Origin of the sequence: Neptuniibacter sp. CAU 1671, from assembly GCF_029222905.1 — a bacterium.
GTDB lineage: Bacteria > Pseudomonadota > Gammaproteobacteria > Pseudomonadales > Balneatricaceae > Neptuniibacter.
In genome coordinates, this window is record NZ_JARHUE010000001.1 from 118,559 (window position 1) to 144,475 (window position 25,917).

At 48.2% G+C, this 25,917-nt stretch carries 20 protein-coding genes; 3 read left to right on the top strand and 17 right to left on the bottom strand.

Translation table 11 applies throughout. The features are described from left to right. Positions 1 to 131: 131 nt before the first annotated feature. The 10 genes from P2G53_RS00655 to P2G53_RS00700 form a co-directional block, all read right to left on the bottom strand. Positions 132 to 1,796, bottom strand: coding sequence for a sigma 54-interacting transcriptional regulator (locus P2G53_RS00655; RefSeq protein ID WP_275812220.1), 1,665 nt, complete (start codon positions 1,794 to 1,796; stop codon positions 132 to 134). A 96-nt stretch (positions 1,797 to 1,892) separates the two neighbouring features. Then, a complete protein-coding gene (locus P2G53_RS00660; RefSeq protein WP_275812222.1) occupies positions 1,893 to 3,212 on the bottom strand; it encodes a DUF1329 domain-containing protein in 1,320 nt (439 codons plus the stop codon). A 36-nt stretch (positions 3,213 to 3,248) separates the two neighbouring features. Next, complete coding sequence (locus tag P2G53_RS00665; RefSeq protein WP_275812225.1) at positions 3,249 to 4,850, bottom strand: DUF1302 family protein; 1,602 nt, start codon at positions 4,848 to 4,850, stop codon at positions 3,249 to 3,251. Between the two features lie 15 nt (positions 4,851 to 4,865). After that, positions 4,866 to 7,349, bottom strand: a complete 2,484-nt coding sequence (locus tag P2G53_RS00670) for an MMPL family transporter (RefSeq protein WP_275812228.1) — start codon at positions 7,347 to 7,349, stop codon at positions 4,866 to 4,868. Positions 7,350 to 7,368: 19 nt separating this feature from the next. Then, on the bottom strand, positions 7,369 to 8,328 hold the full coding sequence (locus P2G53_RS00675; RefSeq protein WP_275812231.1) for a YCF48-related protein: 960 nt from the start codon (positions 8,326 to 8,328) through the stop codon (positions 7,369 to 7,371). Between the two features lie 387 nt (positions 8,329 to 8,715). Beyond that, positions 8,716 to 10,371 (bottom strand): sigma-54-dependent Fis family transcriptional regulator, encoded by a 1,656-nt coding sequence (locus P2G53_RS00680; protein ID WP_275812234.1) that lies wholly within the window; start codon positions 10,369 to 10,371, stop codon positions 8,716 to 8,718. 49 nt (positions 10,372 to 10,420) lie between these two features. After that, positions 10,421 to 12,067, bottom strand: coding sequence for an electron transfer flavoprotein-ubiquinone oxidoreductase (locus P2G53_RS00685; RefSeq protein ID WP_275812237.1), 1,647 nt, complete (start codon positions 12,065 to 12,067; stop codon positions 10,421 to 10,423). A gap of 47 nt (positions 12,068 to 12,114) precedes the next feature. After that, positions 12,115 to 13,044: an FAD-binding protein gene (locus P2G53_RS00690; protein WP_275812240.1), complete on the bottom strand. Its 930-nt coding sequence runs from the start codon at positions 13,042 to 13,044 to the stop codon at positions 12,115 to 12,117. Beyond that, on the bottom strand, positions 13,044 to 13,793 hold the full coding sequence (locus tag P2G53_RS00695; protein WP_275812244.1) for an electron transfer flavoprotein subunit beta/FixA family protein: 750 nt from the start codon (positions 13,791 to 13,793) through the stop codon (positions 13,044 to 13,046). The genes P2G53_RS00690 and P2G53_RS00695 overlap by 1 nt, the downstream gene beginning before the upstream one ends. 39 nt (positions 13,794 to 13,832) lie before the next feature. Beyond that, positions 13,833 to 15,608: an acyl-CoA dehydrogenase C-terminal domain-containing protein gene (locus P2G53_RS00700; RefSeq protein WP_275812247.1), complete on the bottom strand. Its 1,776-nt coding sequence runs from the start codon at positions 15,606 to 15,608 to the stop codon at positions 13,833 to 13,835. Positions 15,609 to 15,856: 248 nt separating this feature from the next. On the opposite strand from P2G53_RS00700, the gene P2G53_RS00705 reads away from it, so the two are divergent. Continuing rightward, positions 15,857 to 16,858, top strand: a complete 1,002-nt coding sequence (locus P2G53_RS00705; RefSeq protein ID WP_275812248.1) for an AraC family transcriptional regulator — start codon at positions 15,857 to 15,859, stop codon at positions 16,856 to 16,858. Between the two features lie 829 nt (positions 16,859 to 17,687). Here P2G53_RS00705 and P2G53_RS00710 read toward each other — a convergent pair. The 5 genes from P2G53_RS00710 to P2G53_RS00730 all read right to left on the bottom strand — a co-directional run bounded on the left by P2G53_RS00710 (position 17,688) and on the right by P2G53_RS00730 (position 21,641). Continuing rightward, positions 17,688 to 19,355: a PQQ-binding-like beta-propeller repeat protein gene (locus tag P2G53_RS00710; RefSeq protein WP_275814064.1), complete on the bottom strand. Its 1,668-nt coding sequence runs from the start codon at positions 19,353 to 19,355 to the stop codon at positions 17,688 to 17,690. 117 nt (positions 19,356 to 19,472) lie between these two features. Beyond that, a complete protein-coding gene (locus tag P2G53_RS00715) occupies positions 19,473 to 19,886 on the bottom strand; it encodes a cytochrome c (RefSeq protein ID WP_275812251.1) in 414 nt (137 codons plus the stop codon). Between the two features lie 9 nt (positions 19,887 to 19,895). Beyond that, a complete protein-coding gene (locus P2G53_RS00720; protein WP_275812254.1) occupies positions 19,896 to 20,234 on the bottom strand; it encodes a hypothetical protein in 339 nt (112 codons plus the stop codon). 5 nt (positions 20,235 to 20,239) lie between these two features. Continuing rightward, positions 20,240 to 20,731, bottom strand: coding sequence for a lactoylglutathione lyase (gene gloA, locus P2G53_RS00725; RefSeq protein ID WP_275812257.1), 492 nt, complete (start codon positions 20,729 to 20,731; stop codon positions 20,240 to 20,242). Between the two features lie 10 nt (positions 20,732 to 20,741). Next, positions 20,742 to 21,641 (bottom strand): MBL fold metallo-hydrolase, encoded by a 900-nt coding sequence (locus P2G53_RS00730; RefSeq protein WP_275812260.1) that lies wholly within the window; start codon positions 21,639 to 21,641, stop codon positions 20,742 to 20,744. 94 nt (positions 21,642 to 21,735) lie between these two features. Between P2G53_RS00730 and P2G53_RS00735 the strand changes: the two genes are divergently transcribed. Both P2G53_RS00735 and P2G53_RS00740 read left to right on the top strand, forming a co-directional pair. Next, on the top strand, positions 21,736 to 22,182 hold the full coding sequence (locus P2G53_RS00735; RefSeq protein WP_275812263.1) for a hypothetical protein: 447 nt from the start codon (positions 21,736 to 21,738) through the stop codon (positions 22,180 to 22,182). A gap of 55 nt (positions 22,183 to 22,237) precedes the next feature. Further along, positions 22,238 to 23,311 carry a porin gene (locus P2G53_RS00740; protein ID WP_275812266.1) on the top strand — a complete coding sequence of 358 codons (1,074 nt, stop codon included), beginning with the start codon at positions 22,238 to 22,240 and terminating at the stop codon, positions 23,309 to 23,311. Between the two features lie 54 nt (positions 23,312 to 23,365). Here the strand turns inward: P2G53_RS00740 and P2G53_RS00745 are convergent, their stop codons facing one another. Then, positions 23,366 to 24,310: a helix-turn-helix domain-containing protein gene (locus P2G53_RS00745; protein WP_275812269.1), complete on the bottom strand. Its 945-nt coding sequence runs from the start codon at positions 24,308 to 24,310 to the stop codon at positions 23,366 to 23,368. A 251-nt stretch (positions 24,311 to 24,561) separates the two neighbouring features. Further along, positions 24,562 to 25,881 carry a DUF1329 domain-containing protein gene (locus P2G53_RS00750; protein WP_275812271.1) on the bottom strand — a complete coding sequence of 440 codons (1,320 nt, stop codon included), beginning with the start codon at positions 25,879 to 25,881 and terminating at the stop codon, positions 24,562 to 24,564. Positions 25,882 to 25,917 lie beyond the last annotated feature (36 nt).

Here is a 25,917-nt window from a genome sequence, read left to right on the forward strand (position 1 = left end):
ATTTTTAACTTATTTTTCAATAGGTTAATTAAGGTGATTTTTTATAGCACGCAAGACAGGAATGAAGTTTATTGATTTGAAGAAACCTGATTTCAGGATTTACAAATATTTGTAAATCCTGAAATCATCGGTCACCCCTCGAATGAGGGTTCATGGTTGGCTTTTTTCAGACGGTACTCAAACTGGCCACGCTTCATGGCAACACGACGTGCTGCTGCAGACATATTGCCGTTGCTCGCTTCGAGAGCCTTGGCAAGGTACGCATGCTCAAAGTCACTGAAACTGGCGTGTTGGTCCATCAGTACCTGCCATGCCTGATCCAGATCAGGCGTCACTGACTCCAGCGTTGTTGGCACAGCCACGACGGGACCTGACGACAACCTGAGCTGTTCCAGATCGATATAGCCATTTTCATCCGCAAGGATAACGGCCCTTTCGCAGACATTTTCCAGCTCACGGACATTGCCCGGCCAGCTATACGCCATCAACTGGGCAAAGGCTTTTTTAGACACCCCCAGGATGGTTTTACCGATGCGTTCAGCAAAGCGCTGCACAAACAGATTTACTAACAGTGGAATATCATCTGAGCGCTTTCTTAACGGAGGAATCTCAATCGGAAACACATTGATCCGATAATACAGGTCTTCCCTAAAGAGACCCTCTTTCACATCCTGCGCCAACTGACTGTTGGTGGCCGCAATGATCCTGATATTCACCGGGATCTCGTTGGTACCCCCTACCCGTTCAATCACACGCTGCTGAATGGCACGTAACAATTTGCCCTGTGCCTCATAGGGCAGACAGCCAATTTCATCGAGAAACAACGTGCCACCGCAGGCACGCTCAAATTTACCGGCACGACTGCTGTCAGCTCCGGTATAGGCGCCTTTTTCAACGCCAAAAAGCTCTGATTCCACCAGATCTTTGGGAATCGCTGCGCAGTTCACAGAGATAAATGGCCCGTCACGTCGCTCACTGATCGAATGAATCGCATTGGCAAAACGTTCTTTACCGACACCGCTCTCGCCGAGCAGCAATACCGAGGTCGGAGTGGCTGATACTTTTTTGCAGAGGTAGGCCGCCTGACTGAAGGCCGATGAAATACCCACCATATCCGGCAACGTGTGTTCGCCGGAGCCGGTTTTTGGCTGGAGTTCATCAAACCTGAAATGGCGGGATTTCGGCTGTGCGATAAACGCTTCGACCGACATGAATTCCAGATACTGGTCTGGGTTGGGTTCCTCTTCCAACGGCAGCCCAATCACCCGACACTGATCATGCCCCATGGCCACACACTCGGTTTCTTTCCAAAGAATTGGCCGGCCCATCAGATAGGTGGAATAACCGCAGGCGTAGGCAGTCATCATCCAGCAGGCCGGACTACCCGCAATCCCGAAATGCTCCAGATGCGCCTGAGCTTCCCAGGAGTTTTCCCAGGCATATTCCGCCCAGAACTCACCGGTATTTTCATTAAACCGCAGGTGATCAATGGCCCGGTGATGAGCAAATCCCTGTAGCTCTCTGAGTACCGGCCCATATTCGAACAGCTGAGTCAGGTCATCTGACATCTGTTCTGACAGCTGGCGGGCATCAGCAACACCCTGCTCATAGCCCAGTCGCATAAAGAACTTTTTGGTTTCCTCTATGCCAGATCGGTTGATCATCTCACGGCGGAATGCGGCAAGCGTAAAGTCATGCACCAGCAACATACGTTGTTGCATGAATTTAAACATGCCTGACTCAAGATCATGCTTGAGTGTGTCATGGATACAGGATGCGCAGGTTGTCTGTTTCATCTTATTGTTATTCCAAACACGTGTGACAGCTTTTAAGACAAAAAAGCCCGGTATTAACCGGGCTCTGCACAAGGCGCAATGCCTTTGAGTGGTGAATTATTTACCGCGTGCACGCATGTTCTGCACGGTAAATGTATCCACCGGGCTCAGGTTTGGATCCACAATACCTTTGAACTGTGCAGTGGTACAGTGGTTCGCCTGAACGTCGATCATGGTCACAGAGTCATCAATGGAGACACCGCTGCCTTTGTTGATTGGCAGGTGGTAGTCCGGATGCGCCTGACCAATGGTGAATGAACGCCACAGATCACCTTTACGGTCGTAGGAGATGGTCCGTGGAATGGTGTAGGTCTGGGCATCGATAAAGTGTACCCGTTTGCTGATCGGGTGGTTTTCATCCACTGGATCAGACTCCAGCACATACACCTTACGCAGCTGCCAGGTAATGTCCTGGAAGCAGCCGCCCTTGCCACCGTAGGCCACCATCTGGAAGCCATCAGGATCGTTCTGGTGTACTTCAGTATCGAAGTTAGTCAGATCGTTGTGGTTGTACATCGGCATCAGGATGTTCTGGGTGCCTTTATAGGTCCAGTTCATATCACTGATACGACCGTTGTAACCCTCAAAGTCTTCGATCATCAGATCCGAGCCCAGGAACGCATCAGTAGTCTGGCCAGAAGACAGACGACGTACACGACGCTGGAAGCCCAGATACAGGTAGACGTTATCCAGCTTGGTGTCATCCTCAAAACGGTGAATCAGCAGCTGGGTGTTTTTCAGGTCATACGGCTCCAGTACTTCCGCATAGGTACCGCGGAAGAACTCGGATGGGTTTGGATCAATCGCCGGTACCGGGTCATGCTGGGTCCGGTGAGTAAAGTTCAGGAAGTGGAAGTTGAACTTGATGGTACGCTCCACCTTACCGGTGTTCATGTCGCGGTACTTCCAGTAGAACGGATAAATAGAGGCAGAGTCACCCCAGTTGTAACCGTACTTGAAGTTCCACGCCAGTTTTTCACCGGCACGGGGATCATCCAGCTTGGGTTCTTCCGGGAACGGACGGCCCGCAACGGTTTCAGAGATCTCGCCGTGGCCTGCCCCCAGAGTCACACCACTGGAGTATTTGCGAGTGGCTTCAATGTAACTTTCATCCAGCACGAAGTCGGTGGTTTCACCCACTTTCAGTTCTGTATCGCCGTTCTTGATAAAGCTGTACATGGCCGGGTCGAGGGCATCTTTGAACTGATCAACGTTGCCCTGATTGATGGTCATGCCGGCACTCAGGCCCGGGAAGCTGGGTACCCCGTTCTTGTAAGGGTAAAAGCTGCTTTCGATCACCGCGTCTGACACTTCGGCCTGCGCCTGGCTGATCATCACGGCCGAGAGGGCCAGTGTTAAGAGAGTTTTATTACGCATGGTCTACACACCTATATTCTTGTTATTCGTTCCGCGTTAGAAGCTGTAACGGACGGTCAGCTGAATCTCGTCTTCCTGATTCGCCACACCGATCGGGCCATTGGTGAAACGGGCCAGCGGCTCGTACACTTTTTCGCCACCGACGGGCGACCAGCCGAAGGTTTCATCACCGCCGAACTTCACGTTCAGACCCAGGTTAAACATCCAGTGGTTATCCGGTGTCCAGGAGATGCTTGGGGCAACGGCAGTGGCTTTACCGCCAAAGTCATGCGCCATGATGATCTGCGGACTCAGTCGGTTGTTCATGTACCAGCCTTTGAACAGCAGGGTCGCAATCCAGTTGTCTTCTTCGTTCGGCATGTCTTCGACATGATCCAGGATATGCTCACCAAACAACTGCGCAGAGATCAGGAACGCACTCTGGGTGCCCAGTGATGGCATCACGAGGTTTTTGTCGAAACCGATCACGTAACGCAGCATGTCGGTCTCTTTGTGACCGTTCAGGTCACGCGCCAGCTCTTCGCCCTGGGTGTAGGCCAGCTCCAGACGCCAGACCGCATCCATGTCCATGGAGTAGTAGTCGATGGCACCGCCCACCAGGTTGACCCGGGGGAATTCGATGTTGAACAGGCCGAAGTTGTCACCCGGTCCAGGCAGTGCGTGCAGAGACGGCAGCTGCTGACGGAAGTGCAAGGCGTTCAGGGAGAAGGTCGCATCGCCATACACCCCTTCCCACTTCACACCAAACTGGGTGTTGGCCAAGCTCCAGCTCGGCTCTTCCACGTCGTTGATCACGTAAGGACCCCCGCCGTTGATGCGGGAGCTGAAGAAACAGCCGGCATCCAGAATGCTGTAGGACTGACCACAGGTACCCAGATTGCTTGGACGGAACTTGTCGAAGTTCCAGACAAAGGACAGGTTGATATCGTCAAAGGTCTCGGTGGCACCCATACGCCAGGTGGCGTTCAGCATCCACTGAGGGATACGGATATCTTCCAGCTCGTCGTAGATATTGTGACGGGAGTAATCCACCGGGTTCAGCACGTCGAGTACGCGGAACAGGTCGGTTTTACCCCAGATGATCTGTTGTTTACCCAGTGAGAAGGAGAACACATCACCGTTATCCAGTGGCAGGTCACCACGCACATAGAGTTCGCGGACAAAATCCAGCTGGTCATTAAACTCAGGGAAAGCAGCGTCGCTCTCGTGCTGATCCATGTAGCCGTCGAGGTTGTTACACAGCGCCGGATCATTCTCACACGGGAACGGAGTACCCGGAGCCAGGACCATATTGGACAGGTCCGCATCGTGCCAGTTGGCACCCAGATGGGACTCCTGAGCATCTTTGCCGAAGTCCTTGTCGTTCAGGTCGTAGACACCATCGTAGGTGCCACGCAGCACGCCGTTGATGCTCAGCGAACGAAAGGTTTCGCTTTCAAGTTTTTTCTCAAACTCCGCCTGGGCAGTGTTGCGGAATTTGGATAACCCAACGTCATCGCGATAATAAGTAGCGTTTTCAACAAAACCTGCCCAGGTCGTTTCTGCTGCAGTGGCTGTGGTTGCCATCTGGCCCCCTACCACAGCGGCAGAAATTGCCAGTGCCATGCGAGTGTATGTCGTTGTTATTTTTTTCGACATCTTTTTGGCCTCTTGTTATGCCTTTGTTGTCATATAAAGGGCTGACTCCCGTTCCTGAGCCGCCCCCCCCCTTTCCTTATCGATAGACTGTTCCTCATCCGGGATCTCGTCGGCATGGATCACACCATCCTCATCCAGATAAGCGGTAGTAATAAACTTCGGTTTGAACACCAGTACCCAGCTCGGTACCAGCAGCATGGCGGCAGCGCCGTTCAGCAACACCATGACAATCAGCAGCAGTGCAGCATCAGCCTGGAAGCGCAGGTCAGACAGAACAACCCACATCACAATGCCTGAGATCAGGGTGATTGCCGTAAAGCTCACTGCCAGCCCCGTGGTACTGATCGCCTGTTTCACCGCCAGTGCAAGACTGCCCTGCTTGGCCATTTCAGCGCGGATGCGGTCCATCATGTAGATTGAGTAGTCGATACCGACACCCACACCCACCGCAATAATCGGCACGGTATTGGCGTTAATACCCATGCCCACCACACCCATGTAGGCGTAGGTCAGTGTGGTGGCGAACAGCATGGCGCCAAACATCATCGCCCCAGCCATAAATGACTGATAAAACAGGGTGACGAAGATAAAGATCAGCAGGAAGACCAGCGGCAGTACCATCAGGTTGGTTTCATAGGCCGCTTCATTCTGCGAAGCGATAACACCGATGGTGCCGCCCGCCAGACGAATCGTCAGACCCTCAACCTTGCCTTCGTTGTCAGCTATCCACTGCTTCGCGGTATGAATGGCACGACGGATGGTTTCGCCTTTATGGTCCTTGTAATAGAACACCAGGTTGGCGACACGATCATCCGGATCCACAAACTCATTCAGTGCACCCGGAATCGGGTTGGACATCATGTAGGTGTACATCAGACCACCCACATACAGCTCATCATCGGGAATCTGGAACCAACGCGGGTCGTTGCTGTGCAGCAGACGGTTGACCTGCATGACCAGATCCGGCACACCTTTAGAGGCACCCACTTCAGGGTCCATCAGCATATGTCGCTGCAGATCCGCCAGCGCCATCAGCACCTCTGGCCGTTTAATGCCGCCCTTCTCTGAAGTTTCCGCCACGATGTACAGCTCTTCAGAACCCGGGAAACTGTCGTTCACCGCGGTTGAGGAGATGTTGTAGTCATGGTCATGGTAAAGAATCGGAGATCCCGGTTCTGACTCACCAATCACCACCGTTGAAGAGAACCAGAAGCCAGACAGCAACAGACCGGCCGCAACCAGCAGCGCATTGCGTGCGGCGATTCGGCTACTGATCAGATCCGCACAGAAATAGCCCACTTTGTGGAAAGCATTCGGCTGGATTTTGGTGCTTTTCGGCTTCGGCAGAACTGACAGCAGCAGTGGCACTGCCACCAGTACGGTCAGAATGATGCTCAGTGCCCAGATAGAGGCGTAATGTGCCAGCTTGGTATTCAGCGGAATCGAACCGATGGCTATCAGCAACAGACCAATCGCATCTGACACAACACCCAGGCTGCCAGGACGGAACAGGCTTTCAAAGGTCAGACGGGCGGCCAGATGATGATCGTCATGTCCGGCCAGTTCCTGATAATAACGTTCAACCAACTGAATCCCGTGGGACATTGCCCGCGCTGAGATCAGGAACGGAATGACCAGACTGAGGGGGTCAAGGTTATAGCCAAACAGGGAGATAATGCCCACACCCCAGATGGTGGAGACAATCACCCCTGCCAGCGGAATCAGAATGCCGTACGCCTTGCGGAAATAGAAGATCAGCAGCGACAGCATGATCAGAATCGTGAACAGGAAGATTTCAAAAATCTGGTCCAGATACTGATACGCCCAGCCCACCAGCATCGGCTGACCGGTCACGTGAATCTTCACACCATCAGCGGATTCAGCCAGACGCATCTGCTGAATTTTGTTGAAGGTTGCGGCATAGTCCAGCTGACCTTCAATCAGCTGCGCCTTGATCAGGGCCATATGCAGATCAGGGCTGACCAGCGGGCCATAGATACGACCGTCGGCGACAATCTCTTTACGCAACTGCTCCAGATCAGCCCCGCTCATGTCGGTGTGTTCCGGATTGTAATATGGCTCAGAGTTAACGTTGCCCTCTGGCGTCAGCCACACCTTACGGGTGTTTCGGTGAGTTACACTGGCCACCAGGTTATGGTTCACACCCGGCAACGAGTCCACTTCCTGAGTAATGCGATGAATACGTGCCAGCGCATCGTTATCAAAGATGTCATGTTCAGTGAACTCAACACCCACGATGATCACATTCGCGCCGCCAAACGATTCTTTAATCTCGTTATGCAGCTCAATGTATGGGTGAGTTTGCGGCAGCAGGTCCGCAAAATCAGAGTACATTTTGACGCTGGGAATCTGGGCCGCAAAAAACAGCGTTGCCAACAAAATCAGCGACAGGATAGTCTTTGGGTATTCAAACACACGCTTTTCAAACTGATGCATCCAGTGTGTGGTTTTGTGTGCTTTTGCAGAATGCTTATCCATTTCGATGTCCGTTAACTAATCAGGGTTTCATCGCAATCAGGGTGCCCTTACCGCCGGCAAGCAACACGCCACTCTGCGTTTCAAGGCCCGCGCCGATATAGACCGGGGGTGCATCAACTTTCACCTGAGCCCAGCCATCGTGGGTATATTTAAGAACGGTGGCATTTTCACCCAGCGCATAGACAGAACCTGCGGCGGTGAACAGCGAATACAGCGGTGCTGCGACAGGTGCAGGCAATAACTCCCAATTCTCGCCACCGTCTTCAGTGCGCAAAGCGGTGCCATCAAGACCAACAGCCCAGCCGGTCATTGCATCAAGAAACAGCGTGTCCTGGGGGTAAAATTCATCCAGCATCGGTGGCAATACAGTCCAGCTATTGCCGCCATCTTCCGTACGGGCCAACAGACCAAACTCACCTGAGACATAACCCAGTGAATGATCAATAAACTGGATGCTGGTCAGCAACGCGTCTTCATTCAGGGAGTTTTCCTGCCAGGTTTCTCCGTGGTCATGACTGGAAAGCAGTGATGAGAAACTGCCCACCGCCCAGTAGGAACCGTCGGGAGCACAGGTCAGGGAGATCAGATTTTCCTGAGAATCCAGTGGCAACTGCTGCCAGGTTTTTGCCTGATCCTGACTCCGCCAGATATGCTTATCGAAGGTCAGCACCAGCACAGAATCATCCGGACAGGTTGCCACATCCAGCAAACCCGGCTGACCCGGAAACTGTTGACGCTGCCAGGCCTGTTCGCCAATCGCGCGGGTCAGGACAACGCCAAAATTGCCCACCACAATTTCAGTGGTGCGGGTTGTCGTAATGGCCTGATAGTTGTCAGTGCGCAGAACAGCCTTGGACTGTTCCTGAGAAACACCCTCAAGATTCAGTGGCGCTTCACAACCAGACAGCGAGATAAAAGAGCCCAGCAGGGCTGTTTTTAGAAAGTCATTTAATGGTTTCACGATCTTATTCTTATTCATGTTTATCGGTTTCCATCGCCAAAAAAAGTGCCGACCAGACTGAGACGTGAGTGCAATCTCCCTATTTCAGTCCTGGACTTTTCATCCTGGCCGGCATAACGGCTCATTGATTCGTGATGAAAATACCTACATCACCTACTCTAATTCAGAGTTCTAATACCCATCCAATACATTTGAGGCGCATTCTTAATACCTATAAGGTATTGCGAAACAGGGCCTGCACACGCAAAAACCGGTTAATGGCGATAAAGAAAAAGGCAAAAAAGACTGAAACTCGTTACAGCTAGAGCAACGTATAAATTTTTAGAAAATTATTGAATATTAATCACTTATGGATATTCAGGAAGGAGCTAAATCAGACGCCTGATCAGAAATCAGGCAGAGAAATTATCGTTTAGTCAATTTATAGGCGAGTTGGCGACGGGTAAGCCCTAGCAGCCGAGCCGCTTCGGTGACATTACCACCGGCACGGGACATCGCCACATCAACCAGACGCGATTCAATGTTCGCCATGTTGAGTTCGTCATCAGGCAGGGCTTCAAATTGCAGAATGGAGTGAGTGTGCTTGTCATCACAAACGACACCTTTAGAACTGACCGACGCAAGCAGTTTGCGGTCACTTTGAATTTTGAGTTGTTCAAGCCCCAGCAGACCAGTGTCAGGAAGCAGCAGCACCGCCCGTTCGATGACATTTTCTAACTGCCGCACATTACCCGGCCAGTCGTAGTGCACCAATTCCGCCATGGCCTCATCGGTTACACCCTTAATTTTTTTACCGTATAACGGCGCGAATTTATCCAGCATCGCCTGCACCAGCAGCTTGATATCCGCTTTACGCTCACGTAACGGCGGGATCTCTACCGGATAGGCTGAAAGACGATAATAGAGATCTGAGCGAAAGCTACCCTCGGCAATCATCTGGTTCAGGTCAACATTCGTGGCGGCCACCAGGCGTACATTCACCTTGCGTAACTTGTTATCACCCAGACGTTCCACTTCACCCGTTTGCAGAACCCGCAGCAGTTTCACCTGCGCCGCTGGAGACAGCTCGCCCAGCTCATCCAGAAACAGGGTACCGCCATCGGCACGTTCAAACTTGCCCGGACGGGACTGCTGCGCGCCGGTGTAGGCGCCCTGACTAACGCCAAACAGTTCGGCCTCAATCAGTTCAGCCGGGATGGCACCGCAGTTAATCGGAATAAACGGCCCATCCTGGCGGTCACTGTTTTCATGCAGCCATTTGGCAAATACCTCTTTACCAACACCGGTTTCACCCAGAATCAGTACAGAGATCGGTGCTTTTGCCGCCCGACTGAGCATATCGAAACAATGCAAAAACCCCGGAGACTCACCGACCAGATTGCCCTGTGGAGCAGGCTCCAGACGTTTACCGCGCAGGGTTTTCAGTTCCTGCTCGATATCCACCAGGTCAGTCTGGATACGGTCATTCCGAAACAGATTGATGTAATGCTGATCTTCCCAGGCCTCGGCGGGCTTGCCCTCTAACAGGCAATATTCATCGCCTTTGGCAACACAGTGGGTCTCTTTGAAGACAATGAAACGTTTGAAAAAACCGGTGACATAACCGGACGCGTAACCGGCCATAGCCCAGCAGATCGCATGGCTGCCGGTCCCGTATTGCCGGATATGGCATTCCGCTTCCAGCGATTCATGACACACGGCCCGGCCGAAGAAGATACCCGCTTCCCAATCAATATCAGCATCGGTAACTTCTGCACGTACTACTCCTTCAAAGCCATGCAGTTCGGGACCGATCCGAAACACTTCGTAGTTGTCGCCTTCACCATAGAGTTTGTAGGCCATGGCGGCATCCTGCTGACCGGAAATAAACCCCATGCGCAGCAGCGTGCCTTTAGCACGTTCAATACCATAGTTCTCGATCAGGTCACGGCGCAGTTCAGCAAACGCTGAGGCATGCAGCAGCATCATGCGATTTTGATCGAGCCATATCTGACCCTTTTCAATATCAAAGTGCAGCCGGGAGCGGAGGTTAAACTGGTCAATCAGGCGTTTTTTATTCATGGTTTTTCAGCCGATACAGCCAGAGTACGGGGGCAATGCCCCCGTTTAATTACATATTCGGGTAGTTAGGACCACCGCCACCCTCCGGCACCACCCAGGTGATGTTCTGGGCGGGGTCCTTGATGTCGCAGGTTTTGCAGTGGATACAGTTTTGCGCGTTGATCTGAAAACGAGCCTGACCACCCTCTTCCACCACCTCATACACGCCGGCCGGACAGTAACGCTGTGCGGGTTCGGCATAGGTTGGCAGGTTGTCACGAATCGGCAGCTCAGGATCCTTCAGGCGCAGATGACAGGGCTGATTTTCTTCATGGTTGGTATTGGAAATAAATACCGAAGAGAGTTTGTCGAAGCTGAGTTTGCCATCCGGTTTCGGATATTTGATCTGCATGGCCTGATCGGCGGGTACCAGATGGGTATGATCCGCTGAACGATCATGCAGGGTAATCGGCAACTTGCCCGCAAACAGATTCTGATCGATGAAGTTAAAGGCACCACCCAAGATCGGTCCGAATTTATGCAGCGCCGGGCCAAAGTTACGCGCACGGAACAGCTCATCGTAGACCCAGCTATCCGCAAAGCGGTTGGCATATTCCGTCAGCTCAGCCCGAGCACCCTCGCTGTTGCTCAGAGCATCAAACAGGGTTTCTGCTGCAACCATGCCAGACTTCATCGCGGTATGCGTGCCTTTGATTTTGCTGAAATTCAACGTGCCTGCATTACAGCCCACCAATAAACCGCCGGGGAAACTCATCTTGGGCAGGGTATTAAAACCGCCTTTGGTGATGGCACGGGCACCGTAAGAGATGCGGCTGCCGCCTTCCAGATGCTGCGCCAGCACCGGATGATGCTTGAGACGCTGAAACTCATCGAAGGGGCTGAGCCAGGGGTTGCTGTAGTTGAGGTCCACAATCAGACCCACAACCACTTCATTGTTATCGAGATGGTAGAGGAAGAAACCGCCCGAGGTACCACCCTGCAGCGGCCAGCCGGTACCATGCACCACCAGACCCGGCTGATGTTTCTCCTCAGGTACCTGCCATAACTCTTTGAAACCTATTGCATAGTGCTGCGCATCAGCTTCGGTATCCAAACCGAATTCGGCAATCAATTGTTTGCCCAGATGGCCACGGCAGCCTTCGGCAAACACGGTATATTTCGCATGCAGCTCCATGCCTTCCATGTAGTTTGCTGTCTGCTCACCGTCTACACCGATGCCCATATCACCGGTAGCAATGCCTTTTACACTGCCATCTTCGTGATACAGAATTTCAGCCGCGGCAAAACCCGGAAAGACTTCAACGCCAAGCCCTTCAGCCTGTTCCGCCAGCCAGCGACACAGGTTACCCAAGCTAACAATGTAGTTGCCCTGGTTATGCATGGTTTTTGGTACCAACGCATTGGGCAGGCACTTACCCGCAGTCGCGGATGTGAGCAGATACACTTCGTCTTTAGTCACGGCGGTATGCAGTGGTGCACCCATCGCTTTCCAGTCAGGGAACAGCTCATCCAGGGCGCGGCTTTCGATCACCGCGCCTGACAGGATATGAGCACCGACTTCAGAGCCTTTTTCAACGACACACACACTGAGTTCCTGATCATTGTCCTGTGCCAGTTGCATCAGCCGGCACGCCGTTGCCAGTCCTGCCGGACCGGCACCCACGATCACAACATCAAACTCCATCGATTCGCGCATACGTTCTCTACTCCCCACCTACTCGCTACGGGTTCCCGGCATCGGGATTAAAGTTTGCTTTCCAGTTCAGGCAGAATCTCAAACAGATCACCCACCAGACCATAATCCGCAATCTGGAAAATCGGCGCTTCTTCGTCCTTGTTTATCGCAACAATGACTTTGGATTCTTTCATACCCGCCAGATGCTGAATCGCACCGGAGATACCCACCGCGATATAGAGATCCGGTGCCACAATTTTGCCGGTCTGACCGACCTGCAGGTCGTTGCTGACATAACCCGCATCAACCGCAGCACGGGAGGCACCAATCGCCGCCCCCAGCTTATCGGCAACCCGCGCCAGCAGATCGAAGTTCTCGGCACTGCCCAGACCACGACCGCCTGAAACAACGATCTGCGCACTGGTCAGATCAGGACGTTCAGACACCACCAGTTCCTCTTTAACAAAGGCAGAGCGATCATTCGCCGCGGTCGCTGTAACGGATTCGATACCTGCGCTACCGCCGGTGGCGGCACTGCGATCAAAGGCTGATCCACGCACAGTAATGACCTTGATAGCATCCAGAGACTGAACCGTTGCAATCGCATTGCCGGCATAGATCGGGCGTTTAAAGGTATCAGCGCTTTCAACCGCAATAATTTCAGAGATCTGGCCAACATCCAGCTGAGCAGCCACCCGCGGCATAAAATCCTTACCTGTGGTGCTGGCAGCTGTCAGAATGTGGCTATAACCACTGCTCAATGAGATCACCAATTCCGCCAGGTTTTCTGCCAGTGCTTTGTCATAGGCCGGACTATCTGCCAGCAGGACCTTTTCAATACCTTCAGCCTGTGCAGCGGCTTCAGCCACAGCGCCACAACCTGAACCTGCTACCAGAACAGTAATGGACTGGCCCAACGCCTTGGCTGCAGTGATGACACTCAGGGTGGCTGGATTGAGTGCCTGATTATCGTGGTCGGCAATAATTAATGTACTCATCAGATCACCTTCGCTTCATTTTTCAGTTTATCCAGCAGCGCATCAACGCTGTCCACCCGAATACCGGCCTGACGCTGGCCCGGTGCTTCCACCTTCAACACAGTCTGATGTTGCTTCAGCGCCACACCCAGGCCGTCCGGTGTTTCCACGGCCAGTGGTTTTTTCTTGGCTTTCATGATGTCAGGTAACTTAACGTAGCGCGGCTCATTCAGACGCAGGTCTGTGGTCACCACCGCGGGCAGTTTCAGGGCAAGGGTTTTCAGACCGCCATCCACCTCACGGGTGACAACAACCTGCTCTGCATCCAGCTCCAGTGAATACGCGAAGGTCGCCTGTGGCGCACCGATCAGAGCCGCCAGCATCTGGCCGGTCTGGTTGTTATCAGAATCGATGGACTGCTTACCCATCAGCACCAGTCCAGGCTGTTCCTGCTCCACCACTTTAGCAAGCAGTTTTGCGGTGTTCAGGGCTTCGGGTGCTGCTTCAGTTTCAATCTGAATGGCACGGTCTGCGCCCAGTGCCAGTGCTGTTCGCAGCTGTTCCTGAACCGCTTTAGGACCGATGGATACTACGACCACCTCGTCAGCTTTGCCCTGCTCTTTCAGGCGTACAGCCTCTTCCACAGCAATTTCACAGAACGGGTTCAGTGCCATTTTGACGTTGGTCAGATCAACATCACTCTGATCCGCCTTCACCCGAACTTTTACGTTGTAATCTATGACGCGTTTTACGCAGACTAGAATTTTCATTGTCTCTTCTCCGACGGTTCGCCTGTAACGGCCCGGCCTTTAAAATTGATCCACGGGTAACGCCATCAGGCTGGACTCACCCTTGAGCAATGTTTCTGTATATGCTTTAACCCTAGGCAATAGATGCTCACAATAGAAACGTGCGGTGATAATTTTTGCACTCAGGAACTCAGAATTATCCGCACCGGTTTTCAGATTCTCAGTTGCGATAATCGCCTGCTTGCTCATCAACCAGCCACCAGTCAGGTAACCGCAGAGCATCAGATAGGCATTGCTCACAGCACCTGCCGCATGGGGTGACTGAGCACCACTGTCCAGAATCCAGGCCAGAGCCGTACGGGTATCAGACAGTGCAGCAGTCAGTGCTTTCGCCAGGTCCTGCAGGCCGTCGGTTGCTTCCAGGCCTTTGCAGGTGTCTTCAACCTCGGCCAGCAGACGGGTCATACCCTGGCCTGAATTTTTCAGGGTTTTACGGCCGATCAGATCCAGTGCCTGAATACCGGTTGTGCCTTCGTAAATCGTCAGAATGCGGGCGTCGCGTGCGTGCTGTGCTGCACCGGTCTCTTCAACAAACCCCATACCGCCATGCACCTGAATGCCCAGATAGGTCACTTCCTGTGCCAGTTCCGTCAACCAGCCTTTAACAATCGGTGTGTACAGCTCAACCCGTTCCTGGGATATGGCCTGCGCATCATCCGTCGCATAATGACTGCGGTCGGTTTCAGCGGCAGCCACCAGTGCCAGCGCGCGCATCGCTTCAACAGAGGCGCGCATCTGCATCAGCATACGGCGTACATCCGGGAATTCGATGATTGGGATTTTGCTGCCATCTTTGCGTGTGCCCTGCAAACGTTCTTTGGCATAGGCAACCGCCTGCTGGTAGCTGCGCTCAGCAATCGCCAGCCCCTGCAGGCCGACTGTCTGACGGGCATGGTTCATCATGGTGAACATGTAGGCCAGACCTTCATTTGGCTCGCCCACCAGATAACCGATGGCACCGCCTTCGTCACCAAAGCTCATGGTGCAGGTCGGGCTGCTGTGGATACCGAGTTTGTGTTCAATGGATACACAACGGGCATCGTTCAGCTCAGCCGGTTCACCCTGATCATCCAGCAGGAATTTAGGCACGATAAACAGGGAAATACCTTTTACGCCAGCGGGCGCATCGGGCAGACGTGCCAGCACCAGATGCACAATGTTTGGCGTCATCTGATGGTCGCCCCAGGTGATAAAGATCTTCTGGCCGGTAATGCGGTAGTGATCTCCCTCTGGCACCGCTCGGGTCTTGATAGCTGCCAGATCGGAACCCGCATCAGGTTCAGTCAGGTTCATGGTGCCGGTCCATTCACCGCTGACCAGCTTGGGCAGCCATGTCTCTTTCAGTTCATCGCTGCCGTGGTGCAAAATCGCTTCAGTGGCACCCTGTGTCAGCATCGGGCACAGAGCAAATGCCATATTGGCAGAGTGCCAGACCTCGTTCACCGCCGTACCCAGTACATTCGGCAATGCCTGACCGCCAAAGTCTTCCGGGAAGGTCAGGGTTGGCCAGCCATTTTCAACAAACGCCTGATAGGCATCAGCATAACCTTCAGTCTCAACCACGCCGTTTTCAGTCATGCGAGCACCGTTCTGGTCACCCACAAAGTTCAGCGGCGCCCATACCTCACTGCCAAAGCGACCGGCTTCTTCAACAATGGCATCCGCCAGTTCCTGGTTAACTTCGGTCAGGCCGGCGTCAGCGCAGAGCTGATCAAACTCAACCAGGTGCTGCAAAATAAAAGCGGTATCCCGGTAGGGGTGCTGATACTCAGACATGTTGGCTCCTCTAAGGCTGTGTTAACCAGCCCGACTGATCTGATGAATGGATTAACGAGTCTTCAGAAACGAAGGTAAGACGCTGCTCTACTGCATATCCGGTCAGTTATGTATCGCCTGCGCGGACTCGTTATTCTTGTGCGCCTAATGTCCCAATAATTGCCCCTTGCGTAAATGACCAATAAAGACGTAAATTTAACATTTTAGGACACACAAAAACGCACCCCAGTGCCGGGTTAAACCTTAGTATGAGTTACGAAAATCAGACCATCTCCATGCACTATGTGCGATCCGTGATTGAGGCTCTGGGCAGACGTGGCATTGCTCAGGCAGATATTCTCGCCAAAACCGGTATCAGCCCAGAGATGCTGACCACCCCGGGCATACGGATTACGCCTCTACAACTCTCGGTTGTGATGCAGAATGCATGGGAACAGGCGGATGATGAGTTTATCGGCATGACCCGAATCCCAAGTCGCCACGGGGTATTTACCATGATGGCGCAGCAGATTATTCACAGTCCGGATCTGGGTAGCGTTTACCGTCATCTGGCGCGTTTTTATAATCTGACAACCGATGCTTTCACACTTGAAATATGTACTGATCAGGACACCGCTCAGTTCAGCATGAAGCTCAAAGAACCCGAGCTGGATGTGCAGCATATGATGATTGACTTTTTTATGCTGGTCTGGCACCGCTTCCCGGCCTGGCTGTCGGGCCAGCGCATTCCCCTACTATCGGTCGAGTTTGATTTCCCGCCACCGGAACACGCCGCAGAGTACCGATTGCTGTTCCCCTGCCCGGCCCATTTTGAAACCGGCCATTGCCGCTTTACCTTTCCTGCTGAATGTCTGAGCTGGCCCGTGGTACAAACCCGTGACAGCCTAAAAGCACACCTGCGCCGGGCACCACTGGACTGGTTTCAGAAACAGAATTACTACCCCAACCACACCCGGCGCATTCTAGATGCGATGATGGCCGGTAACCGGTTTCGTAATCTGAGCATTGAAGAAGTCGCCGAGCAACTGGCTATGACCAGCCGAACCCTGCGCCGCAAGCTGGTCGAAGAAGGCACCACCTTCCGTGAGCTAAAACATATCGCCCGACGGGATACAGCCATCCATCTGTTATCACAACGCAAACTGCCGGTAGGCAGCATTGCCCAGATTCTGGGCTTTACAGAGGCCGCTTCATTTTCCCGTGCGTTTAAAGAGTGGACCGGAGTTAATCCGCATTTTTATAAAAAATAAAGGCTGTTCAAGTTAGTTGGTAAGAGAAGCTATCTTTTGAAAGTGAATGATATTTATTTTGATTCTTGCATTTATCAACACTATCTGCTTCTTAACAAAACCAGACAACGTCTGGATTAAATTATATTCAACGTAAATGAGTCTGTGATAAACAAGCCTAATTAGTTCAGGATAATAAAGGTGCTTCAATTACATCGATATAAGATATTTTTAACTACAACCACAAAAAAAGCCCTGATATTCAGGGCTAAAATCCGCATGGCGCGGTGTTGTTGAATCATCTAGGGAATGATTCGGGGGCGAAGAAACTCATTTATAAACCAAATAGTCAGATGGCGTCCCTTCCAACCTTATATTTTTGACAAGCGACCTCCTGAAGGAATTTTTACTTATTACAGTCGAGCTGTTTGAATCATATAAAACAAAAGCGTCATCAATTTGAAGAATGCCGTATGAGTTAGAATTTTTACGCAATACATTTATTAATTTCATATCTGGCATACTGTAGACATTAACTTGAAAACGGCAATAAACATATAAATCATCGTTAACAATATTCATCAAATAAGGCTGAAAACAGGTTTTCAATGTATCAACAATCGTGTACGACTTACTTTCATATACAACCACCCTATTCCTCTCGACATCTGAAACCAATACTGTAAAAACATCTAATTTATTTTCATATTTTTCCTGATCATCATTGGTGTTTAAATTAAAATAAATAAAATAAAAACCGATAATGAACACAATAAAAATAATATATGATTTATTGAATAAATTTATCATATGAACTAAATAAAGGGCCCTCTCGGGCCCTTTATATTTATCATTCAATTTCAAAAGCAATTAGTACAGCACCACCACGGACATTTTTAAATTCCGGCCATGGTATTGAAGCAAATGCTGGGAAGAGAGAGCCAAAGCCAGAGGCTGCTACAATATATTGTTTGCCATTTGCTGTATAAGACATCACACCGCCACGCAGACCAGAACCTGTATTAAACTTCCACAGTTCTTTACCGGTCTTATCATCATATGCGTAGAGCATTCCGTTTGGATTACCGTTGAATACCAATCCACCACCAGTTGCCAGAACATGACTCAAGCCAGGTAGACCGTATTCGATTTGCCATGCTTTCTCGCCGGTGTAAGGATTATAAGCAGTTAAATAAGAAGGCGCTTTATCCTTACCTGGAGGCGGAATAATCTCAAACTCAATCAAATCATAATAAGGTTGAGAAAACGCTAGCTCATCAATTTTTTGTTCACCAACTTTAGCTCGGTTACAAATTTCATAGGAATTACTGTACCAAAGATCAGTCTTTGGACTATAGGCACCGGCATTCCAGCTACGTACACCTAGCGCACTTGGGCAGAAAACATCACTTTTGCCGTCGATTGGATTATTACGACCAATCAGCTCACCAGTTTTAGGATCAATACCTTTTACCCAGTTCATCTCCTCAGCAAGCTGCCAAACATTTTCCACTTTACCGGTATGACGATCTAACAAGGTAACGAAGCCACCTTTATTCAGGTGCATCATCATTTCCTTGCCATCTTTATCTAGAAGAACCATTTCGTACGGGGAATCAAAATCCCACGCATCGTTCGGAACTTCCTGATGGTGCCACTTGATATGACCATTTTTAGGATCAAGCGCTAAGATCGTAGAGGTGTAAAGGTTGTCGCCCTTACGGTTATTGATATTAAAATCTGGAGCTGGGTTAGATGTACCAATATAGAAGGTATCGGTTTTTGCATCATACTGACCCGGCAACCATGCGCCACCGCCACCAACTTCAATGGTGTCTTTTGGCCAGCTTTTTGGATCATCTTTAAGCACTTCAAATGTCCAGGCGGCTTTACCTGTATTTGCATCAAGAGCATAAATTTTATTACGTAGCGCCAAGTCACCACCGGTAGGTCCTGCTATCAGCACATCGCCAGCAAGAACCGGGGGAGAAGTAAAGTTACAGCCATGGCAAGTTTCAGGATCGGTCAGCTTAGTTTTCCAAAGCTCCTCACCTGTTTTCTGATCCAGGGCAATAATATGGCCATCAGAACTGCCGATGTAGACCTTGTTATTACCAACTGTGACACCGCGGTTATAGATACCAAAGATCGAACGTTCCTGAACCTCATCAAGCTCGGTGTAGTAGTGCCAAATCTCTTCACCGGTAGCACCATCAACAGCAAATACACGGTTATTTGAGCCACTGTAATATAAGATACCATCAATAACGACTGGCATAGCTTGTAGGCCCTGAGCAATATCACCAGGCTGGTGCATCCAAGCAACTTTCAGCTTAGATACATTTGACTTGTTAATCTGGTCAAGCCCGGAATAATGCCACCCACGAAAATCACGATGATACTCTGGCCAGTCAGAATAATCTTTAACAGAATCTTTGGATTTAACAGTGGGAGGAACACCGTAAGCAGTAGCAGCTGCTAGCATAGAAACAGACACTGCTATCAGGGTTTTATTCATTTTTTTCACATTGCCACCTATTATTTTAATGTATGGATGATGTTTTTCAAATATACACTTTAGATAAATAATGATTATTCTTTAAAAGAAATAAAAATTGACTATAAATGCAAAAATTTAATTTTTCGGCGCACCAGAAAGCGATTTAATAAAGGCAACTATCTGCCAAATTTGATCATCAGAAAGACTTTCTCCCCAAGCTGGCATAACATTAGCCCCTCGCTTTTTACCATCATGAATAGTTTTAAAAATATAATTTTTATCCCAGTCGGCTGGACGTTTCCTGAAGGCTTTGTTTTTTCCAGAATCACCTTGAGATCCATGACAATATCCGCAAGTCAAGGCAAACTTCTTGCTGCCATATTCAATCCATTCTGGATTCTTCAGTTGAAGATCAGTTGGGACACATTCAGTGTTACTAAAAATATCACAATTATTTTTTTCTTCTTCAACACCACCAGCAAAGCAATACAAAGACATCGAAAGCATCGATACCAAAATCAAACCTTTGTTAATTATTTTTATATTCATATTACACCTTTATAAAACCGTAAAATTTTGATATTTAATTTTTCCATCTACGACAACGATTGTATCAACAGCCTTTTCAACAAATGGTACAGCGGACCAAACCAGTAGCGTGGCATTGTACTCGGTAGACAAGTGCTCTACTTCAAAGGCTTCCCAAAATTCACTTGTACTATTCTCAATAAAATCATTAAAGAAAGTTCGAATTTCATTTAGACCAATATAAGTTTTATCCTGAGTAACCAAGATAGACTCTTCGTTATAGTCAGCCATAACATCATCAATACCATTAGAAAATGCGCCAAGGTGATGATAAATAACTTTCTCTATTTCTGCTCTATTTACATCCATATTATTCACCTCTCCAGTAATAATTTTGTGATTGATTTAACAGCCAACACTTCTATCCAATAGCCATCAGGATCCTGAATAAAAGCCAAATCTTTCATAGTACCGTCACTTGGTTTTTTAACGAATACTACGTTTTTTTCTTCGAATCTCTTACAAGCCTCGTTAACATCAGGGACACTAATTGCAATATGCCCAAACCCCTGAGGTGCGGAGTTTCCATTATGATAACCGCCAAAACTAGGATCGTTTTCAGAACCCCAGTTATGTGTTAATTCCAGGATGCCGGGAGTACCAAAGATATAATTGGCTTTTTCTTCACGGCTCAGATCATCGACATTTAAGTCACCAACATAACCTAAAAAGTACAGACTGAAGCTCATTTCAGGAAAATCATATTTATCGATAAAAGTCATACCTAAAATATTTTCATAAAAATCAGAACTAGCTTTAGGGTCGCGCACCCGCAACATAGTATGGTTTAAAACAAATTCATTCATATACACACCTTTAAAAGTCATCTCGCAGCTCTCTAAGAGCTTTAAATAATTCAAATTTTGAACTAATACTTTTTTTACAAATATCTTCTACTTTATTTTTTAATTCTTTATTTTCAAGATTAAAAAAAGGATTATAATTTTTTTCTTCTCCAATCGTCATAAGTTGATTAGAAGAATGTTTAATTGAATACTTTACATAGAAATCAAATAGTTCATGCCGCTCAGCCATTACATATTTAGAAAAAACCCAGTTTTTCAAAAAATAATCATGCCCTGGGCATAAATAACAATCATCATGGATTTTATCTTTAACACCATCAACGGTGATAAATAGTTTTTTTATATCCCCACCATTTTTTATATTGCCTATACCACCATTAAACAAAAGATCTCCAGCAATAAAATAGCCCTTGTCAACATCATCATATTCAATACAAATATGGTCTTCTGTGTGTCCCGGGCAATGTTTAATGCGCAGCTTCAGTGAACCTAGTTCCAAAACTACGTCATCTTTTAATTCGATATCAATGTTATCTACGAGATTTTTATCAAAAGCTGCAATTTTTGCATGTGGATATTTTGACTTAAAATAACAATTCCCATAAATATGATCGACATGATGATGCGTATTTATAATGTAGCAAACATCACCTTGCGCGTTTCTCAATACGTGCTCTATATCATCGATAAACAAAGGGTCTATAAGAGCAAATGAATTTGTCTCATTGCATCTTATTATATAATTATAATTATCAGACAGAATTTTATTTTCTAAACGAATTAAAGACATTATATTTTTCGCAATAATTATTTTAACTTCAGTATCGCCTCGGAAATTTCTATCTGCAAGCCCTCTTCTCTTACAGTCAACTATGCCTTCACTTTTTGGCGACTTAAATTTATTGTTCATCCTTGTGCTTGTTTCTTTGCACAAATAAACATTTTATTTTTTTTATTCGATTTATATTTCAAAGGCGTAACAAAATAATAAATCGGAGAAAAAAATGAAACAGAAAGCACCAGAAACTTACGTACAGATGGACGACATGGAATGGGCCCCTTTCCCTGAAGCGTTTTGCGATGGCCCTATTAAATGGCGACTATTAAACACCTCACCAGAGATGGGCTCATGGACTGCTGTTTTTGACTGCCCTGCTGGTACTTCATTTGCTGCACATTTCCATACCGGTCCTGGTGAGTATTTCCTGTATGAAGGCAAAATGGATATTCGTGGCGGTGTAGAAAATGGTGGTGACTCAGCCTTCGCGCCCGGTTATGGCTATGAATCATCTGGCGCTCGACATGATCAAACTTCTTTCCCAATCGATAGTAAATTTTATATGACTTTCTTGGGCCCACTGGCTTTTATCAACCCAGATGGCTCAGTAATTGCGAATGTAGGCTGGCAGGAAGCAGAGGCAGCTTGGGATGCTTTTCTGCAATCTCGATAAGAAAAGCAACACAACTAATTAATAAAATAATTATTCAAAATTCCAGGTGATATCTATGCAAATAAAAAAAATTGCTTATGCTGTCGCGCTCTGCAGTTCAGTAAATGCTTATGCGATCGAAGACTTCAATATCAACGTTTATTCAACACTTGATTTCGGTATGGTTTATCGTGCTGGCGATGACACCACTGCACCTGCAGGCAGTCAGGTTGATTGGGAAAGCGGCGTAAGAAGCGGTAGTTTCCTCGGCGTACAGGGTAACCAGAAGATTTCTGAAGATAATACTTTTATCTTTAAACTGGAATCTGGCTTTGACTTGGATGATGGTACAAGTACGTACGGCGATGACAGCATATTTGGCCGCCAGGCTTGGGCTGGTTTCACCGGTTCTTGGGGTACTGCTATTGCTGGCCGAATGGATGGAGGCCGCGCAAGCATTGCCAGAGATTACGATCCATTTGGTGAAGGTACTGTCGGCAATATGAGTTCAACTCTGATTGTTGTACCACGAGCAGATCAGGCCGTTGCCTACGTTTCACCTCGTTATAATGGCTGGGGTATTATTGCTGCGTACACCAACACTCTTGTCGGCCAAGAAGGTACAGGCAACGAAGGCGATAACAGAGTATATGCCATTATTCCTAGTTATAAAGACGGTCCCTTGAGTTTGACTTTCGATTTTGAGCATTCTTGGAATGCAAAATCTGATGCTGCTCAACTCTATCTTGGCATTTTGGCTGGCTCATATGATTTCGGACCCTTTAAACTATTCGGTTATTACGAAGAAGTTCATATTGAAAAAGATCCAGCAGTCCTTTTGGGTGACCAAGCAGCATTTATGATCGGTGCTCAAGTGCCCGTAGGTGACTCTGGGCTAATTAAACTCTCTGCCCTACGCAGCGACAACAAATCCATGGACTACACCTGTGATAAGTGGAGCATTGGTTATGAAAAAGAGTTCAACAAAGGTTTAGTTTTCTATACAAATGCAACCACCATTGACAATAATGACAATGCTCAATGCACTGTAGGCTATTCTCATAATCAAGTGGCACATGGAACTGGTGCAGGCGGATATGGTGACTTCGGTCTCGATATCGGCATTTCTTACTCATTCGATCTTTATTAAGAATAAATCGGGCACAAAAAAAGAGCTACATTCGTAGCTCTTTTTTTAAATATTTCAAATTCTTTTTTGTTTTAACTGGCGAGGACTGATACCAAATTTTTTCTTGAAGCATCGACTGAAATGAGATGCATCATTAAACCCCCATTTAAAGCAAATTTCTGATATTTGCTTATGCTCATATATAGGGTTTTTTAAATCCTCTCTGCATTTATTCAATCTTTCATTTTGTATCCAGGCATAAGGCGTAGAATTAATCTCATTAAAAATAAGATGCAAATACCTTACAGAGATCCGATTTTCTTGTGCTATTTTAGCCACATTCAAATCAGGATCCTGAATATTATCTCTTACAAACTTCATAATATTATTTAAATAATTCCTAGATAATCTCGTATCCGTCATGGAATCATTTTGACTTTCAATAAGCGAACAAGCCAATTCAAGGACAGCTCTTTTTAATGCAAATGATTCTACATTGTTTACTGTATAAAAATTTTCTGACAGGGATTTCATATATGCATAAATAATTCTAGATAATGCATTATCGGTATCAATAAACTTATAGCCATCCAATTTATTTAGATTAACCCTGCTTGAAATCTCTTTTTCTGGAATCATCAAAGTAGATTTAGCAATTGGAGATTCAACGTGAAATTCTGATGGAATCGAGCTATTCCAGAGAATCATGGATCCTTCAAGAAAAGTCTTTTCATCATGTCGTGTTTTAAAAGTCTCTCTTCCTTTTTCAAGAATTTGTAGCCCTATAAACCGTTCAGAATCTTCGTTTATAGTTTTATCGTCCCTGTAACCACTAAATTGTCCACACTGACATTTAACAAGATCGAGCTCTTCAATTTTTCGGCTTACAATATCCAAACTACTTTCATTTGAGTATGAATTTTTATCGATACTCCAACGCCTATAAATTGATAGCTTTTGCTCTTGCTCATAGATGTTTTGTATAGAATTACTTTTTTCAGCATTCCCAAGAACGAGCATCTTACACCTCTTTTTATTGTTATATTTTTATCTATAGCATAAACATAGATTCATAAGTATTAAATTAATGCATAAAAAATTGTAGATTTGTGCAAAAACAATAAAAATAAAATCAATACTAAACTATAGCTTAATTCGCTTTGAGATCAACAGCCAAAACGGTTTATTTCAGAAACAACCACCCTTCAAAAACAAAAAAGCCGGACATATCGCTATGTCCGGCAAGCAACAAAGGGCTTAGTTGAAGCGGTTTATTTACCGGTCGCGCGCATGTTCTGAACGGTAAACTTATCCACCGGGCTCAGTTTAGGATCGACGATCCCTTTGAACTGACCGGTGGTGCAGTGGTTTGCCTGGACATCAACCATGGAGAAGGAGTCATCAATTGAGACGCCTGTTCCCTTGTTGACTGGCAGGTGGTGGTCCGGATGTGCCTGACCAATGGTGAATGAACGCCACAGATCACCTTTACGGTCATAAGCTATGGTCCGTGGAATGGTGTAGGTCTGGGCGTCAATAAAGTGAACGCGTTTGCTGATCGGATGGTTTTCATCCACTGGATCAGATTCCAGTACGTACACTTTACGCAGCTGCCAGGTGATCTCCGGGAAGCAGCCGCCTTTGCCAGAAAACGCCACCATTTTGAATCCATCCGCATCGTCCGGATGAATCTCGGTGTCATAGTTCGCCAGGGTGTTGTGGTTGTACATTGGCATCAGGATGTTTTTCGCGCCTTTGAAGGTCCAGTTCATATCACTGATACGACCGTTGTAACCCTCAAAGTCCTCGATCATCAGATCCGAGCCCAGGAACGCATCAGTGGTCTGGCCAGAAGACAGGCGACGTACACGGCGCTGGAAGCCCAGGTACAGGTACACGTTATCCAGCTTGGTGTCATCCTCAAAACGGTGAATCAGCAGCTGGGTGTTTTTCAGATCGTACGGCTCAAGCACTTCCCCGTAGGTAGAACGGAAGAAGTTAGACGGGTTCGGCGTGATGGCCGGATACGGCTCATACTGGGTACGGTGTGAGAAGTTCAGGAAGTGGAAGTTGAACTTAAGTGTCCGCTCCACCTTGCCGCTGCCCATATCACGGTAGCGCCAGTAAAACGGATAGATGGACGCTGAGTCACCCCAGTTGTAACCATACTTGAAGTTCCAGGCCATTTTCTCACCGGCACGTGGATCATCCATTTTTGGCTCTTCCGGGAACGGACGGCCCGCAACGGTTTCAGAGATTTCACCGTGGCCTGCTCCCAGCGTCACACCACTGGAGTATTTGCGAGTGGCTTCAATGTAACTTTCATCCAGCACGAAGTCGGTGGTTTCACCCACTTTCAGTTCGGTATCGCCGTTCTTGATAAAGCTGTACATGGCCGGGTCGAGGGCATCTTTGAACTGATCAACGTTGCCCTGATTGATGGTCATGCCGGCACTCAGGCCCGGGAAGCTTGGCACCCCGTTCTTGTAAGGGTAAAAGCTGCTTTCGATCACCGCGTCTGACACTTCGGCCTGCGCCTGGCTGATCATCACGGCCGAGAGGGCCAGTGTTAAGAGAGTTTTATTACGCATGGTCTACACACCTATATTCTTGTTATTCGTTCCGCG